Here is a 13,615-nt window from a genome sequence, read left to right on the forward strand (position 1 = left end):
CTTTTTTTGAGCTTAACACTTTTATACCGGTAGTCCCGCGATTCCCAACCGGTCAGCCAGCTCATTCAAATCCTCGACAACGGGCTCTACCAGAGGGATTCCCTTGATTTTCCTTTCCTTCTCCGCTTCAAGTTCCGGTTCACCCGGTATAACAACCGGCTGTTCTTCTGTAATTGGTTTAGCAGCTTTAAAGCGCTTTATCCAATTATCCATATGTTGCTTGAACTCTTCTACAGGTCGGAAGCCATCCACACGCATCGCGCCAACGAAATGACCAATTCCCTCTCCTGGCAAATTTGGAAGCGGATCCAAAAAGGCTACAAAAGGAGGCGCCCAGGGGCCGTAATTTGCGCCCGAGAGCACGGCAGAAAGGATGTCAACAGTAGCACTCAGGCCGAAGCCTTTATGGCTGCCATGCTCTCTATCGCTTCCAAGGGTGAGAAGAGATCCACCCGCTTTTAATGCATGAGCGTCTGTAGTTGCATCGCCTTTGTTGGATTGCACCCAGCCTTCAGGGATCGGCTTTCCAGATCGTTGTGCAATTTCCAGCTTGCCATTCGCAGCTGCCGAAGTGGCCATATCGACCACCACCGGAGGGAAATTACCTGCCGGAAATGCGTAGCACATCGGGTTGGTCCCGAGCAAACGTTCAGTAGTAAAGGTTGGGGCTACCAGTGGGCTGGCGTTAGTCATCGCAAAGCCAATCATATCTTTGGCTACTGCCTGCAGCGCATGATAGCCAGCTATTCCAAAGTGGTTGGAGTTACGTACAGACACCCAGCCCGAGCCGTATTTCTCTGCCTTTTCCATCGCAATTTGCATAGCAAATGGAGCAACTACAAGCCCAAGGCCGCGGTCACCATCGACCGTTGCGGTACTGGCTGTTTCATGAACAACGCGGATATTTGGGCTAGCGTTTATACGCTCCTTTTCCCACAACCGGACGTAACCACTTAGCCGGGCTACCCCATGAGAATCAATACCTCTCAAATCAGAGGCTAATAAGACGTCGGCGGCTAGTTCTGCATGTGATTGCGAACAGCCAATGCTTAAGAAAACAGACTCAGTAAACGATCTGAGCGTATTTTCATCAAAAATGAAAGAACTCATATTTCTGGTTCAAGAATAGTAAACTGGGGTGCTAGCGGATGAAAGGATTTAACGAGTTCCGCGATTAAAGTTTCGCCGTACTTTACATAGAACAAGGCAAAGTTCTCCGATCGCTCCTGAAGGCCTTCGTTTGGGAAATATTTTGCGCGTAGCGATTCGATCTTGTTTAAGGCATCGTTATGATTTCGCTTTTCTGCCTTTAGAAGTTTGGCTTCTAAATTGGCTATAGCCCTGTGAAGTCTGCTGCGCACTGCTTCAGTACTAGGTCCAAGCGTTGGGTCTATCTTCGTGACCCGTGTCTTTAGCTCCTCAAATATTGCGTCTACTTTAGCCTCTTCTTCCGCAAGCGATAGTGTATGGCTGGAATGGGCTAGTACCCACTCTTTTTTGAGTTGAGAAGTGTTTTTAAAGAGGTCAGGCAGCGAAATGCCTATTCGTTCTGCCCTCTTGGTCAATGCTTCTGTGGTTACCAGCGCAGAGTTTCTAAGTATCAAGATCGGAAATTCTACCCCTAGCTCATCGAAATTTTTCTTCAGCTGCAACCAGTAAACGACCTCTGCCCCGCCCCCAATGTAAGCGAGGTTAGGAAGAATAACTTCCTGATACATCGGACGCATAATTACGTTGGGACTGAAGCGCTCCGGATACATCTCTATCTCCGCCTTAAGCTCCTCATCAGAAAAAGAAATTTCAGTATTGAGGACGCGGTAGCGGTTTCCCTCAAACACAATTCTTTCCCGGAGATTCTCTTCTAAATAGAAAAAGTTAATCTCACGGGCATTCACCTGGGTGCTATAACCAGCTTGCTCGAGTGCCTTGCTGGTTTCTGAGATATTGGTGAAACTTCGTTGTTCTATAATGTCTTGTTGAATGATCGTTGTGAACTGACGTTTTAGGCGGCGTTCATCAGCATCAACTATCAACAGTCCATACTCATCAAACAATGCATTGACCAAACATCGGGTAGCATCAGCAAGGCAGCGCTGCTTCAGATAGGCTTCTTCGATAATCTCACAAAGCCTGGAAGAATTTTCCGAGAGTCCCAAAATCTTCTGGTACTCCCGCACCGCATCTTGAATAGATTCCGTGCTTAACCTGCCCGTAGCCCCTTTTGCTACTGTATCCCAGCTTATTTTCTTCCCCTGAATTTTAGTATGATTTATCTCTTCAAAATCGTGGTCTTCTGTTGCCATCCAATAGACGGGGACAAATTTTTTGTCGGGATAGGCTTCTCCTAACTCTTTTGCCAGATTGATTGCCGAAACAATTTTGTAAATGAAATAGAGGGGACCCGTGAAAATATTGAGTTGGTGGCCAGTAGTAATGGTAAAGGTGTTCTCTTGCCTTAAAAGCTCGATGTTTTGCAGAACCTTCGCGTGGATCTCGGTTCCCAAATTCGCGTATTGGTCCTCAAGCACCTCTGCTAAAGCGGATCGATCGGCAGCTACTTTTTTGGCCTTCATGATCTGCCCAAAATTTTCCACACTCGGAAAGTATGAAATGAAGGGCTCCAGTTTGGGGTCTTGCTCGAGATAAGCGAGAACAGTTGATGAAAAACTGTTGGTGTCTTTATAGTCGATATAAGTGGCTTTCATCAGAGTTGACGAAAATAGGGGAATTTGATTAATTCCCCATTCCTATATCATTTATTTGACAATCTGTCCATACAGATCGAAATCTTCCGCTCGTTCAATAGTGGCATGAACGAAGCTTCCGATAGTTGCGTAGTTCGTGCTTGCATGCAGCAGAACTTCGTTGTCAACCTCAGGAGAGTCAAATTCAGTGCGTCCCACGAAGTAGTCGCCCTCTTTTTTATCAACTAATACCTTGAAGGTTTTTCCAACTTTTTCCTGGTTTTTATCGAAGGAAATGCCCTGCTGGACCTCCATGATTTCTTCTACTCGTTGCTCTTTAACCTCCTGCGGAACGTTATCCTCCAGGGTGTGGGCATGAGTTTTTTCTTCGTGGGAATAAGTGAAGCAGCCAAGACGGTCGAACTTGGTTTCTTCCACCCAGTCTTTCATCTCCTGGAAATCCTGTTCTGTTTCACCGGGATAACCACAAATCAGAGTGGTGCGCAGCGCAATATCGGGAACTTTAGTACGAATATCGTTAACCAGGTCAATAGTTTTTTGCTTGCTGATGCCTCGGCGCATTGATTTCAACATATTATCAGAAATGTGTTGAAGTGGCATGTCCAGGTACTTGCAGACGTTCTCCCGCTCGTTCATCACATCTAAGATTTCCATAGGGAAGCCAGAAGGATAAGCGTATTGCAGTCGTATCCATTCTACTCCGTTAACATCAGAGAGCCTTCTCAGAAGCTCGTCCAGGTTACGTTTTCCGTACAGGTCAAGACCATAATATGTCAGGTCCTGTGCAATTAGGATCAGCTCCTTCGTGCCGTTTCTTACCAGTCCCTGCGCCTCTTTTACCAGCTCTTCCATCGACTTGGATAGGTGTTTTCCACGCATTAGCGGAATGGCGCAAAAGGAACAGGGTCGATTGCAGCCCTCAGCAATTTTAAAGTAAGCAAAATGAGATGGGGTAGTGAGTAATCTCTCTCCGATCAGCTCATATTTATAGTCAGCACCAATGCTCGAAAGGATATCCTGAAGGTCGTTAGTGCCAAAATAAGCGTCTACATTTGGGATTTCGCTTTCCAGCTCCGGCTTATACCGCTCTGAAAGACATCCGGTAACGATCACTTTCCCTACTTTTCCTTTCTCTTTCAGTTCGCTGTACTGAAGAATGGTATCAATAGATTCTTGCTTGGCGTTGTCGATGAAACCGCAGGTGTTAATGACGATGATATCGTCTTTTCCTACGTTATCCGCTTCATGAACAACATCAAACTGGTTACCTTTCAGCTGTCCCATCAGGACTTCCGAATCGTATAAGTTTTTAGAACAACCCAACGTGACTACATTGACACGCGGCTTAGTTGTAATAGTATTTTGTATGGCTTTTTTCGTCCGCATTCCCGGCCCCTCTTTGTCTTCTTATTTAAATAATGATTCTACGAAGTCTTTTTTATTGAATAGTTGAAGGTCATTCATTGCTTCTCCAACTCCGATGTATTTAACGGGAATCTTAAACTGATCAGAGATGCCAATTACAACTCCGCCTTTTGCTGTTCCGTCGAGTTTTGTTAATGCGAGTGCATTTACATCTGTTGCCTGCGTAAATTGCTTACACTGTTCAATGGCGTTTTGTCCGGTGGAAGCGTCAAGAACGAGGAGGATCTCATGCGGGGCTCCCGGAACAACTTTCTGCATCACGTTTTTTATTTTGGTTAGCTCATTCATTAAAGCCACCTTATTATGAAGACGTCCTGCTGTGTCGATTATTGCTACATCTTCCCTGTTGGCAACAGCTGACTGTAAGGTGTCGAAGGCAACAGAAGCGGGATCAGAGCCCATAGCTTGTGCAACAACACGCACATCCACGCGTTCACCCCAAAGTTTCAACTGATCCACTGCTGCGGCGCGAAATGTATCGGCCGCTCCGAGTACTACCTTATTACCCGCCTGTTTAAGCTTGTGAGCCAATTTGCCGATCGTAGTCGTTTTTCCCACGCCGTTGACGCCCACCACCATGATAACGTAGGGTTTGTGGTTGCCATATTCGAAATTTTCAAAGTCGTTGCTGTTGTTTTCAGCAAGAAGTTCCTGGATTTCTGCCCTCAAAATTCCATTTAACTCAGACGTGCTCACGTATTTGTCTCTTGCAACGCGAGCCTGAATGCGTTCAATGATTTTTAGGGTGGTACTAACGCCAACGTCAGAAGTTACTAAAATCTCTTCCAACTCGTCCAAAACATCATCATCTACACTCGACTTGCCGACAACGGCTTTAGTGAGTTTCGAGAACAAACCTTCTTTGGTTTTTTCCAGGCCTTTGTCTAAGGCTTGTACTTCCTCCGGTTCAGGAGCCTGTTTCTTTTTGAAAAAATCGAATAATCCCATTCTTGTGTCAGATAAGGTAAACGGAAACAGGGCCTTCCTGTTTTCGCTCTTCCATTCGAGCAACTTTTATGAGCAAATGCCCGCAAAAAAATGAAAGTGTGGAGAGGATCCTTTCTTTGAAAAACAAACCAACTTTCATGAAAAAAGCCCTCCTGATAAATCGGGACGGCTCTTCAATATTTTAAAGAAAAAGCTTACTGAGCGTTTTTAGCTTCAGCAATAGCGTCTTTAACGTGATCGTTATGTGCAATGATCTCTTTAAAAGTGTAAGCGCCGGTTTTTGGAGACTTCACCATGGTAATAACCTTTGAATATTCTTTACCTTTACCGGTCTTCAGGGTTGCAACTACTTTCTTTGCCATCTTATTTTAATGATTGAATTGATGATCGATTGAATATTGAATAACTTTCGCAGTTCTTCTTTGCTCAATCCTTCAATTATTAATTACTTAATTTCTTTGTGAACAGTAACCTTCCTCATGAATGGGTTGTATTTTTTCAACTCCAAACGCTCAGTAGTATTCTTTTTATTTTTTGTGGAGATATAACGAGACATCCCAGGTACGCCACTTTCTTTTTGCTCGGTGCATTCCAAAATCACCTGAACTCTGTTACCTTTCTTTGCCATTTTCTATTCTTCTTTAACGATTAAACGTATCCTTTTTTAAGGAATTTATTAATTACCGCAGTAATACCATTTTTGTTGATGGTCTTGATTGCTGAAGTAGAAACTTTCAGCGTAATCCAACGGTCTTCCTCAGGGATGTAAAATTTCTTCACCTTCAGGTTAGGATAAAACTTGCGCTTGGTTTTAACGTTTGAGTTAGAAACGTTATGACCGTTCATTGGCATTTTTCCTGTTAAATCACAAATTCTCGACATGACTATGTAGTGTATCTTGTTGTTGTAAAACTCAGCCTCTTAAAGAGTTTGCAAATATCAGAAGAATAAATCACAATCGCAACAAAATTTACTTTATTTATAAGTGAGGAACAGTAAGACAGCGATTACAAAATTGGCTCTGATTTTTTAGAAATATTTCTAATTTACGTGCCATCAAACCACTGCTAATTAATTAACCAGTAAATTAAATTATAGAAAGTATGATTCATGAACCCGCTGCGGAGTCAGGTATTGATAATGCCTCGAAAAAAAAAGCTAAACTAGGAGTCCGGTTTTTTTTCCTGTACCTGTTGTTCTATGCAGGATTCGTAGTAATCGGAGTGTTTAATTACGAACTACTGGCGAGCGAAGTTGGAGCAGGTTTGAACCTGGCCCTGGTGTATGGAATGGGCTTAATTGTCTTTGCCGTACTACTCGGCATTTTGTACAACAACTTCTGCTCCAGGTACGAGGATGAAATGAACGGCGAGGAGGGTAAAGCATGATTTATCAGGTATCGTACATCGCCCTCTTTTTCTTTGTGATCTTTGTTGGGCTGGTTCTAGGTCTTTCTTTTTACTACGCTCGCAAAACAAGGTCGGCATCTTCTTACTATGCCGCTGGCGGTCAGATACATTGGGCAGTCAATGGCATTGCCTTTGCCGGCGACTATCTTTCGGCAGCCTCCTTTTTAGGGATTTGCGGGATGATAGCAACGGTAGGATTTGACGGATTTCTCTACTCTATAGGTTTTCTGGCCGGCTGGATAGTGGCGCTATTTTTAATTGCCGAACCCCTGAAGCGTCTGGGAAAATATACTTTTACGGATGCTCTGAATTCTACTTTCAAATCCAGAGCAATTACCTTAACTGCTGCCATTAGTACCTTGATCGTTTCTATTTTTTATCTGATCCCTCAAATGGTAGGAGCCGGTGATTTGGTTACTCCGCTTCTCGGATTTCCTCATTGGGTGGGAGTGGTGCTGGTAGGCCTCGTGGTAATCTTTATTGTGGCAAGTGCTGGAATGACTTCCACCACTTACGTTCAGTTTCTTAAAGGAGCGCTTCTGTTAGTTCTTTCGACCGTTCTGACGATATACATATTAAGGAACGGCCTGTCATTGAATCCTGGCTTTGGTAATCAGAGCTATCACAAATTTCAGGAGATCTATCCGGAAGTCGAAAATGGTAAAATTGTAAGTGCCGGAGATTGGAATGTGGTATTGCAGCAGGAATCTAAAGGCAAGCAGTTTGTAAAATTGCAGCTGGGCGGACAAGCACGATGGTACCGGCTCAGTGAAAAGGACGGCGCCCCCGTGTTGCAGGAAGCATTATCGATCGAAGAAGGAGAGGGCGGAGAATTACTATATAACGGGCAGCCAAAGTCGAAGGCTGAATTTTTCCAAGTGGGACATTTGAGCAAAATTGTAGTGGATGGAAAAGAAGTAAGCAAGACAGGCCCTGTTGGACCGTTTAAATTTCTTTCCACAGTTGGCAATAGTGAAGTTGTGCGCTTCTCAGAGGCTAAGTTCGAGAGTAATGGGAAGAAAGTTACGGTGTTTTATCAGAACCCCACCTCAGGGCAGTCGTTCATGTTACCAGGACTGAAGTATAAGATTGGTAAGGGTGCAAGTATCTGGAGCCAGATGGATTTTATCTCGCTGATGCTTGCCTTATTCCTTGGTACAGCGGCGCTTCCTCACATTCTGATTCGCTACTATACAGTTAAATCTCCCCGTGATGCACGTAAATCTACCATTCTCGCCATAGGAGCAATTGGGATGTTTTATGTGCTTACTTTATTTATGGGATTAGGTGCGGCGGTCAATGGTGTATTGGATGTGGAGTCAAGTAACATGGCAGCCCCACTGCTGGCAAGAGCATTTGGCGTAGTATTATTTTCTATAATATCTGCAGTTGCCTTTGCCACCATCCTTGGAACAGTCGCCGGTTTGATCATCGCCTCTTCGGGGGCCATCGCCCACGATCTGCTGGATAATTATTTCAATTTAGACCTCACGGACGGTAAAAAGGTGAGAGCCGGTAAAATTGCCGCCTTCGGTGTTGGGATTATTGCCATTGGTCTTGGCATTGCATTTAAAGGAATGAATGTTTCTTTCCTGGTGGGATGGGCCTTCTCCATTGCAGCCTCAGCTAACCTTCCGGCCATCCTCTTTCTTCTATTTTGGAAGAAGTCGACAGCCAAAGGTATTGCAGCATCTATTGTAACCGGAATCGTAGCGTCTTTGGGTATCATCCTCACTTCTCCAACCATGTGGGAGAGGTACGGACTTGATCCTGCTACGGCGATCCATAAGTTGGATAATCCTGCTATTATCTCTTTTCCCTTAGCGGTGATTGCTGCTTACGTGGTTTCCAAGGCTACTCAAAAAGACAACAGGGAAAGGTCTGAATATGTTAAATCATTAGAACAAACCACAGCTTAAATAATTTTATCGAAGAAATGAATTTAAAGATCACATCTTTTAGCGAGTATAAAGAAGTTTACGATTACAGCGTACGGGAGCCTGAAAACTTTTGGGCAGAAATCGCTGACTCCTTCCGCTGGAGAAAGAAATGGGATAAGGTCTTAGAATGGAATTTCAAGGAGCCTTCCATTAAATGGTTTCAGGGTGCCAAGCTAAATATTACTGAAAACTGTTTGGACAGGCATCTCGAGAAGCATGGCGACAGACCCGCTATTATCTGGGAACCCAATGATCCGGATGAAGCCCACCGCGTTTTATCATACAAGCAGCTGCATGACAAGGTATGCCAGTTTGGTAATGTCCTTAGAAATAATGGCGTTAAAAAAGGCGACAGAGTCTGTATTTACCTGCCGATGGTGCCAGAGCTGGCCATTGCTGTGTTAGCCTGTGCGCGTATTGGGGCGATTCATTCGGTGGTTTTCGGGGGATTTTCCGCTCAATCTATTGCAGACAGAATAAACGACGCAGAATGTTCCCTGGTAATTACTGCCGACGGTGGTTTCCGTGGGGCTAAAGATATTCCGCTAAAGGATATCATTGACGATGCCCTTGTTCAATGCCGCAGTGTTCAGAAGGTAATTGTACTTACACGCAGTCGTTCTCCTGTTTCCATGATCAAAGGCCGGGATGTATGGTGGGAAGATGAGATCAAAAAGGTAGAAACGCAGGGTAATCCTCCTTGTCCTGTAGAAATTATGGATGCCGAAGATCTGCTGTTTATCCTGTATACGTCAGGTTCAACCGGTAAGCCTAAAGGGGTAGTGCACACCTGCGGTGGGTACATGGTTTATGCTGGATATACTTTTGCAAATGTCTTTCAATACCATCCAGGGGAGGTTTATTTCTGCACAGCGGATATTGGCTGGATTACGGGGCATTCTTACATTGTCTATGGTCCGCTTTCTCAGGGGGCCACGACGGTCATGTTTGAAGGTGTTCCTACCTATCCGTCGCCATCCAGATACTGGGATATTGTAGAAAAGTACAAGGTTAACATTCTTTATACAGCGCCTACCGCTATTCGCTCTTTAATGAGTTTTGGTACCGGGCCGCTGGAAGGGAAAGATTTAAGCTCGATAACGAAACTAGGCTCCGTGGGAGAACCGATCAATGAAGAAGCATGGCATTGGTTTGATGAAAAGATAGGAAACAAACAGGCTCCAATTGCAGATACGTGGTGGCAGACGGAGACAGGGGGTATCATGATTTCGCCAATTGCAGGGGTAACTACAACTAAGCCAGGTTACGCTACCTTGCCCTTACCGGGAGTGCAGCCGGTGCTGGTGGACGAAAACGGGAAAGAAATTGAAGGCAATGGCGTTTCTGGCAACTTATGCATTAAGTTTCCATGGCCGGGCATGCTGCGCACTACTTATGGAGACCATGAAAGGTGCCGGCAAACGTATTTCTCGACTTACGAAAATATGTATTTCACCGGCGATGGCTGCTTGCGCGATGAAGATGGCTATTACAAGATCACCGGTCGGGTAGACGACGTATTGAATGTTTCCGGACACCGGATTGGAACTGCAGAAGTAGAAAACGCGATCAACATGCATACGGACGTGGTTGAAAGCGCAGTAGTTGGTTATCCTCACGAGATTAAGGGACAAGGAGTTTATGCCTACGTTATTCTTGGAGAATCAGTTCATGATAAAGAACTTACCAGGAAGAATATCCTCCAAACGGTGACTCGTATCATTGGAGCTATCGCGAAGCCGGACAAGATTCAGTTTGTGTCGGGATTGCCGAAAACACGGTCGGGTAAGATTATGAGACGTATTTTAAGAAAGATCGCTGAAGGTGAAACGTCTAACCTGGGTGATACAAGCACATTGCTTGATCCGGGAGTGGTGGATGAGATTAAGGCCGGTGCCCTGTAAGAACAAATTCAGTCTCAGTCTGTTGTCTTCTTACATAACCTAAGAGACATGGACAAATTAGAACTAAAAGGTAAATGGAACGAATTAAAGGGCAAAGTAAAACAGGCCCATGGTGACATGACCGATGACGACTTAACATACGAGGAGGGAAAGGAAGATGAGCTTTACGGCCGTCTCCAGTCCAAAACCGGAAAAACCCGCGAGCAAATAATTGACTGGTTGCGGAGTTTATAAAACAAGAAAGCCCGGCAGTATCCTGTCGGGCTTTTCTATTAACATGGCTTTCAATTAATAACCGAAGATGGTTTCCAAACTCAGCTTCGTCAGCTCTCCGTATTTGTTAAGATCTGCTTCATTTACTTTCGCTTCTGAAGCCACTACACAATAGGTATAAGGCTTGTTTCTCAGCTCAGTTTCGTGGAACTTTTTGATATCAGTAAACTGTAGCTTGTCGATCGACTCAAACGTGTTTTTTCGGATGTCACTATCCAGACCTTTGCGTTGTGCATTAAGATAGTTAAAGATAATGTCCTCGTTGATGATTCGTTCGGTCTCCAGTGATTTTCGCATGTTCGCTTTCGCTACTTCAATCACTTTTTCTGACTCAGGAAGCTCAGTTAACAGCTCATTCATACTTGCGATAGCTTCATTGAGCTTATCTGCCTGAGTGCCCACATAAGCCAGCATCGTGTAGCGATCGTCCTTTTTAGCAGGACCATTATAAACGGCGTACGTGGAGTAGGCCAATGCTTTGGACTCCCTGATGGTTTGGAACACTATTGTGCTCATCCCGTTTCCAAAGTAATTGTTAAAGAGCTCGATAGCAGGAACCTCCTGCACGCTAAAACCTGAACCGTTTCTAATCCACTGAATTTCGGCCTGAACCATATCGTAGTTAGCAAAGAGTACCTGGTTTTTGCTCTGCACTACCTTGGCAAATGTGGGTCCTTCTGGAAGTGGTTTGAATGATGCCGGGCTGGGATGTAGCGATTTTAGAGACGTTGCAATGGTATTGGCTGATGCAGGTCCGTAGTATGCAATCGTGTGCTCGTACAAACTCAGTTCTCGTAAGGCTCCAATCAGTTGATCCGCCGTTAGCGCGTCAAGCTCCGCGTTACTCAGCACGTTATTAAAGGGATTGGAAGGCCCGTACTGAGCATATGTCACCAAGCCCTGCATGATAGAGGCTTTGTTCAGCTTCGCATTTTCCCTGCTTTTCTTTAGCCTTGCTTTCAATCCTGCCAGCGCAGCTTCATCGGGCTTGCAATTTGCCAACAGGTTTTCATACAGCGCGACCGTCTTTTCATAGTTTTCCTGCAGTCCGGTGATGTTAACCGTTGTTATTTCACCGGAAACAGATATCCGGAAAGAGCCGGCAAGTTTATAAAACTCCTTGCTAATCTCTTCCGCGCTCATTTTATCTGTAGCCAGGAACTGGATGTACTCTGCTGCAATTGGAAGCAACTTATTATGCCAGCTCCCGGTGTTGTACCGATAATACAATTTGAAAATGCTGTTCTCTTTGTTTTGTACTGACAGAACATCCAGGTTGCCTGATTTCGCTCTTGCTATATCTTTGGAAAAGTCGAGCCAGACCGGTTTTACCTGGCTGACAGGCATACTGTTGATCTGTTGAAGAAAGGGTGATTGAGCCTCTCTGTTTACTTCCACGGCTGTAATGGTCGGCTTCTCAACCTTTAGCTTGTTTTTGTCTTCGCCCTGGCGCTTGTATACAACCACATAGTTGTTACCCAGGTATTTCTTCGCAAAAGCCATCACTTGCTGTTTAGTCACTGCCGATAACTGATCTGCGGTAGCTACCGTAGTTTTCCAGTCCACTTCCGAAGTGAATGCGTCCATAAGGGCTCCAGCTCTGGATCCATAACTTTCATTTTCTTCCAGAATGCTTTTCTTCAGGTTGTTGACAATGGAAGGAATCAGGTCCTCATCAAAATCCCCCTTTTTCAGCTTTTCAATCTCCGCAATCATCAGCGCTTTCACATCATCGAGGGATTGTCCTTTGATAGGATTTCCCTGTAGCAATAGCGTGCTATAGTCTTTTAGGTTATAGTTAAAGGCCGATGCTGCCAGCAATTTTTGCTTTTTAACCAGGTTAAGATCAAAAAGTCCTGCTTTCCCGTTTGTTAGGATACTTCCGAGTAAGTTAAGCATTTGGGCATCGCTTGTATTAGCGCCAGGGAAGCGGAAGCCAATCATAATGCTTTCAGGGTTAGGTCCCCACACTTCTTTCGCAACTGCAGTGCTGAGGGGCTTTTCAGGGCTGAACGTATACGCAGGGACCGGCTTAGCTTTCATATAGGCAAAGCTGCGATCGATCTTTTTTACCATTTCATCCGGGTTGAAATCGCCCGATAGAATGATGCCAATGTTATTGGGAACGTAATATGTCTTGTAGTATTCGCGAATGGCCTTCAGGGATGGGTTTTTAAGATGTTCAACTGTTCCGATCGTTGTTTGCTTCCCGTAACTGTTAGGGAAGAGGTTCTCAAACATTTTTTCAAAGACCTTCCGACCATCGTTATCCAGTGTTCTGTTTTTTTCTTCGTATACAGCTTCCAGCTCGGTATGAAAAATCCGTAGAATGGGATTTCTGAAACGCTCGGCCTGCACAGCCAGAAATTTATCCACCGCATTGGAAGGGATGTCTTCGGTATACACCGTCTGTTCAAATGAGGTGAAAGCGTTCGTACCTTGGGCACCCATGGATGCCATCACTTTATCGTATTCATTGGCGATAGCGTATTTTGCCGCCTCGCCCGAAACTTTGTCTATCTGCTTGTAAATCTCCCTGCGTTTCTGCTCGTCTTTGGTAGAGTTATACTGTTCGTAAAGGTTGTCGATTTGGTCCAGTAGCGGCTTTTCCTTGTTCCAGTCCAGTGTTCCAAATTTATCTGTCCCCTTAAACAGCATGTGCTCCAGATAGTGAGCTAAACCTGTGTGGTTTTCCGGATCGGTTTTGCTCCCCGCTTTTACAGCAAAATAAGCCTGAATTCGCGGTTGCTTAGGGGTGGGACTAAGAATAACGGTGAGCCCGTTCTTCAACTGGTAGAACCGCGCGTTAGTGGGGTCATTGCTTACATATCTGTAGGTATAACCTCCTGAACTGGCACTTTTCCATTCATACTTCTTCTTTACCTGGCTATTGCTTGCTGAAGTAAAGGCAAGCAATAACATTGCAATAAGTAACTTTTGCCTCATGATGTTGTGTTAAAATAGGCTTAAAGATAAGTATTTATTAGATTTTTTCATGTCTCCCGGCAATA

The 13,615-nt window shown here is 44.7% G+C and carries 12 protein-coding genes; 4 read left to right on the forward strand and 8 right to left on the reverse strand.

Going from position 1 to position 13,615, the window contains the following annotated elements:
• Nucleotides 1-21: 21 nt before the first annotated feature.
• The 7 genes from J4N23_RS13065 to rpmB all read right to left on the reverse strand — a co-directional run bounded on the left by J4N23_RS13065 (nucleotide 22) and on the right by rpmB (nucleotide 5,960).
• Nucleotides 22-1,110: an Ldh family oxidoreductase gene (locus tag J4N23_RS13065; RefSeq protein WP_207427907.1), complete on the reverse strand. Its 1,089-nt coding sequence runs from the start codon at nucleotides 1,108-1,110 to the stop codon at nucleotides 22-24.
• Nucleotides 1,107-2,705, reverse strand: coding sequence for a bacillithiol biosynthesis cysteine-adding enzyme BshC (gene bshC / locus J4N23_RS13070; protein ID WP_207427908.1), 1,599 nt, complete (start codon nucleotides 2,703-2,705; stop codon nucleotides 1,107-1,109). Before bshC ends, J4N23_RS13065 begins: the two co-directional genes overlap by 4 nt.
• Before the next feature lie 51 nt (nucleotides 2,706-2,756).
• The gene (rimO, locus tag J4N23_RS13075) at nucleotides 2,757-4,091 is read right to left on the reverse strand and encodes a 30S ribosomal protein S12 methylthiotransferase RimO (protein ID WP_207427909.1); all 1,335 of its coding nucleotides are present in this window, start codon (nucleotides 4,089-4,091) and stop codon (nucleotides 2,757-2,759) included.
• A 21-nt stretch (nucleotides 4,092-4,112) separates the two neighbouring features.
• On the reverse strand, nucleotides 4,113-5,078 hold the full coding sequence (gene ftsY, locus J4N23_RS13080) for a signal recognition particle-docking protein FtsY (RefSeq protein WP_207427911.1): 966 nt from the start codon (nucleotides 5,076-5,078) through the stop codon (nucleotides 4,113-4,115).
• A gap of 194 nt (nucleotides 5,079-5,272) precedes the next feature.
• On the reverse strand, nucleotides 5,273-5,440 hold the full coding sequence (locus J4N23_RS13085; RefSeq protein WP_207427912.1) for a DUF4295 domain-containing protein: 168 nt from the start codon (nucleotides 5,438-5,440) through the stop codon (nucleotides 5,273-5,275).
• A gap of 83 nt (nucleotides 5,441-5,523) precedes the next feature.
• The gene (rpmG, locus tag J4N23_RS13090) at nucleotides 5,524-5,706 is read right to left on the reverse strand and encodes a 50S ribosomal protein L33 (RefSeq protein WP_207427913.1); all 183 of its coding nucleotides are present in this window, start codon (nucleotides 5,704-5,706) and stop codon (nucleotides 5,524-5,526) included.
• 20 nt (nucleotides 5,707-5,726) lie between these two features.
• Nucleotides 5,727-5,960, reverse strand: coding sequence for a 50S ribosomal protein L28 (gene rpmB / locus J4N23_RS13095; RefSeq protein ID WP_207427914.1), 234 nt, complete (start codon nucleotides 5,958-5,960; stop codon nucleotides 5,727-5,729).
• 221 nt (nucleotides 5,961-6,181) lie between these two features.
• On the opposite strand from rpmB, the gene J4N23_RS13100 reads away from it, so the two are divergent.
• The 4 genes from J4N23_RS13100 to J4N23_RS13115 are packed head-to-tail and all read left to right on the forward strand — an operon-like array spanning nucleotide 6,182 to nucleotide 10,565.
• Nucleotides 6,182-6,466, forward strand: coding sequence for a DUF485 domain-containing protein (locus J4N23_RS13100; RefSeq protein WP_207427915.1), 285 nt, complete (start codon nucleotides 6,182-6,184; stop codon nucleotides 6,464-6,466).
• Complete coding sequence (locus J4N23_RS13105; RefSeq protein WP_207427916.1) at nucleotides 6,463-8,406, forward strand: cation acetate symporter; 1,944 nt, start codon at nucleotides 6,463-6,465, stop codon at nucleotides 8,404-8,406. Before J4N23_RS13100 ends, J4N23_RS13105 begins: the two co-directional genes overlap by 4 nt.
• A 17-nt stretch (nucleotides 8,407-8,423) precedes the next feature.
• Entirely contained in the window at nucleotides 8,424-10,331 is a 1,908-nt protein-coding gene (gene acs, locus J4N23_RS13110; RefSeq protein ID WP_207427917.1) for an acetate--CoA ligase, read from the forward strand.
• Nucleotides 10,332-10,379: 48 nt separating this feature from the next.
• A complete protein-coding gene (locus tag J4N23_RS13115) occupies nucleotides 10,380-10,565 on the forward strand; it encodes a CsbD family protein (RefSeq protein ID WP_207427919.1) in 186 nt (61 codons plus the stop codon).
• A gap of 54 nt (nucleotides 10,566-10,619) precedes the next feature.
• Here J4N23_RS13115 and J4N23_RS13120 read toward each other — a convergent pair whose 3' ends face one another.
• Nucleotides 10,620-13,550, reverse strand: coding sequence for a pitrilysin family protein (locus tag J4N23_RS13120; RefSeq protein ID WP_207427921.1), 2,931 nt, complete (start codon nucleotides 13,548-13,550; stop codon nucleotides 10,620-10,622).
• Nucleotides 13,551-13,615 lie beyond the last annotated feature (65 nt).

This window comes from Pedobacter sp. SYSU D00535 (assembly GCF_017355855.1).
GTDB lineage: Bacteria > Bacteroidota > Bacteroidia > Sphingobacteriales > Sphingobacteriaceae > Desertivirga.

Coding starts and splice junctions, on each gene's coding strand:
- J4N23_RS13065 (WP_207427907.1), bottom strand. CDS start 1,110: ATGAGTTCTTTCATTTTTGATGAAAATACGCTCAGATCGTTTACTGAG.
- bshC (WP_207427908.1), bottom strand. CDS start 2,705: ATGAAAGCCACTTATATCGACTATAAAGACACCAACAGTTTTTCATCA.
- rimO (WP_207427909.1), bottom strand. CDS start 4,091: ATGCGGACGAAAAAAGCCATACAAAATACTATTACAACTAAGCCGCGT.
- ftsY (WP_207427911.1), bottom strand. CDS start 5,078: ATGGGATTATTCGATTTTTTCAAAAAGAAACAGGCTCCTGAACCGGAG.
- J4N23_RS13085 (WP_207427912.1), bottom strand. CDS start 5,440: ATGGCAAAGAAAGTAGTTGCAACCCTGAAGACCGGTAAAGGTAAAGAA.
- rpmG (WP_207427913.1), bottom strand. CDS start 5,706: ATGGCAAAGAAAGGTAACAGAGTTCAGGTGATTTTGGAATGCACCGAG.
- rpmB (WP_207427914.1), bottom strand. CDS start 5,960: ATGTCGAGAATTTGTGATTTAACAGGAAAAATGCCAATGAACGGTCAT.
- J4N23_RS13100 (WP_207427915.1), top strand. CDS start 6,182: ATGATTCATGAACCCGCTGCGGAGTCAGGTATTGATAATGCCTCGAAA.
- J4N23_RS13105 (WP_207427916.1), top strand. CDS start 6,463: ATGATTTATCAGGTATCGTACATCGCCCTCTTTTTCTTTGTGATCTTT.
- acs (WP_207427917.1), top strand. CDS start 8,424: ATGAATTTAAAGATCACATCTTTTAGCGAGTATAAAGAAGTTTACGAT.
- J4N23_RS13115 (WP_207427919.1), top strand. CDS start 10,380: ATGGACAAATTAGAACTAAAAGGTAAATGGAACGAATTAAAGGGCAAA.
- J4N23_RS13120 (WP_207427921.1), bottom strand. CDS start 13,550: ATGAGGCAAAAGTTACTTATTGCAATGTTATTGCTTGCCTTTACTTCA.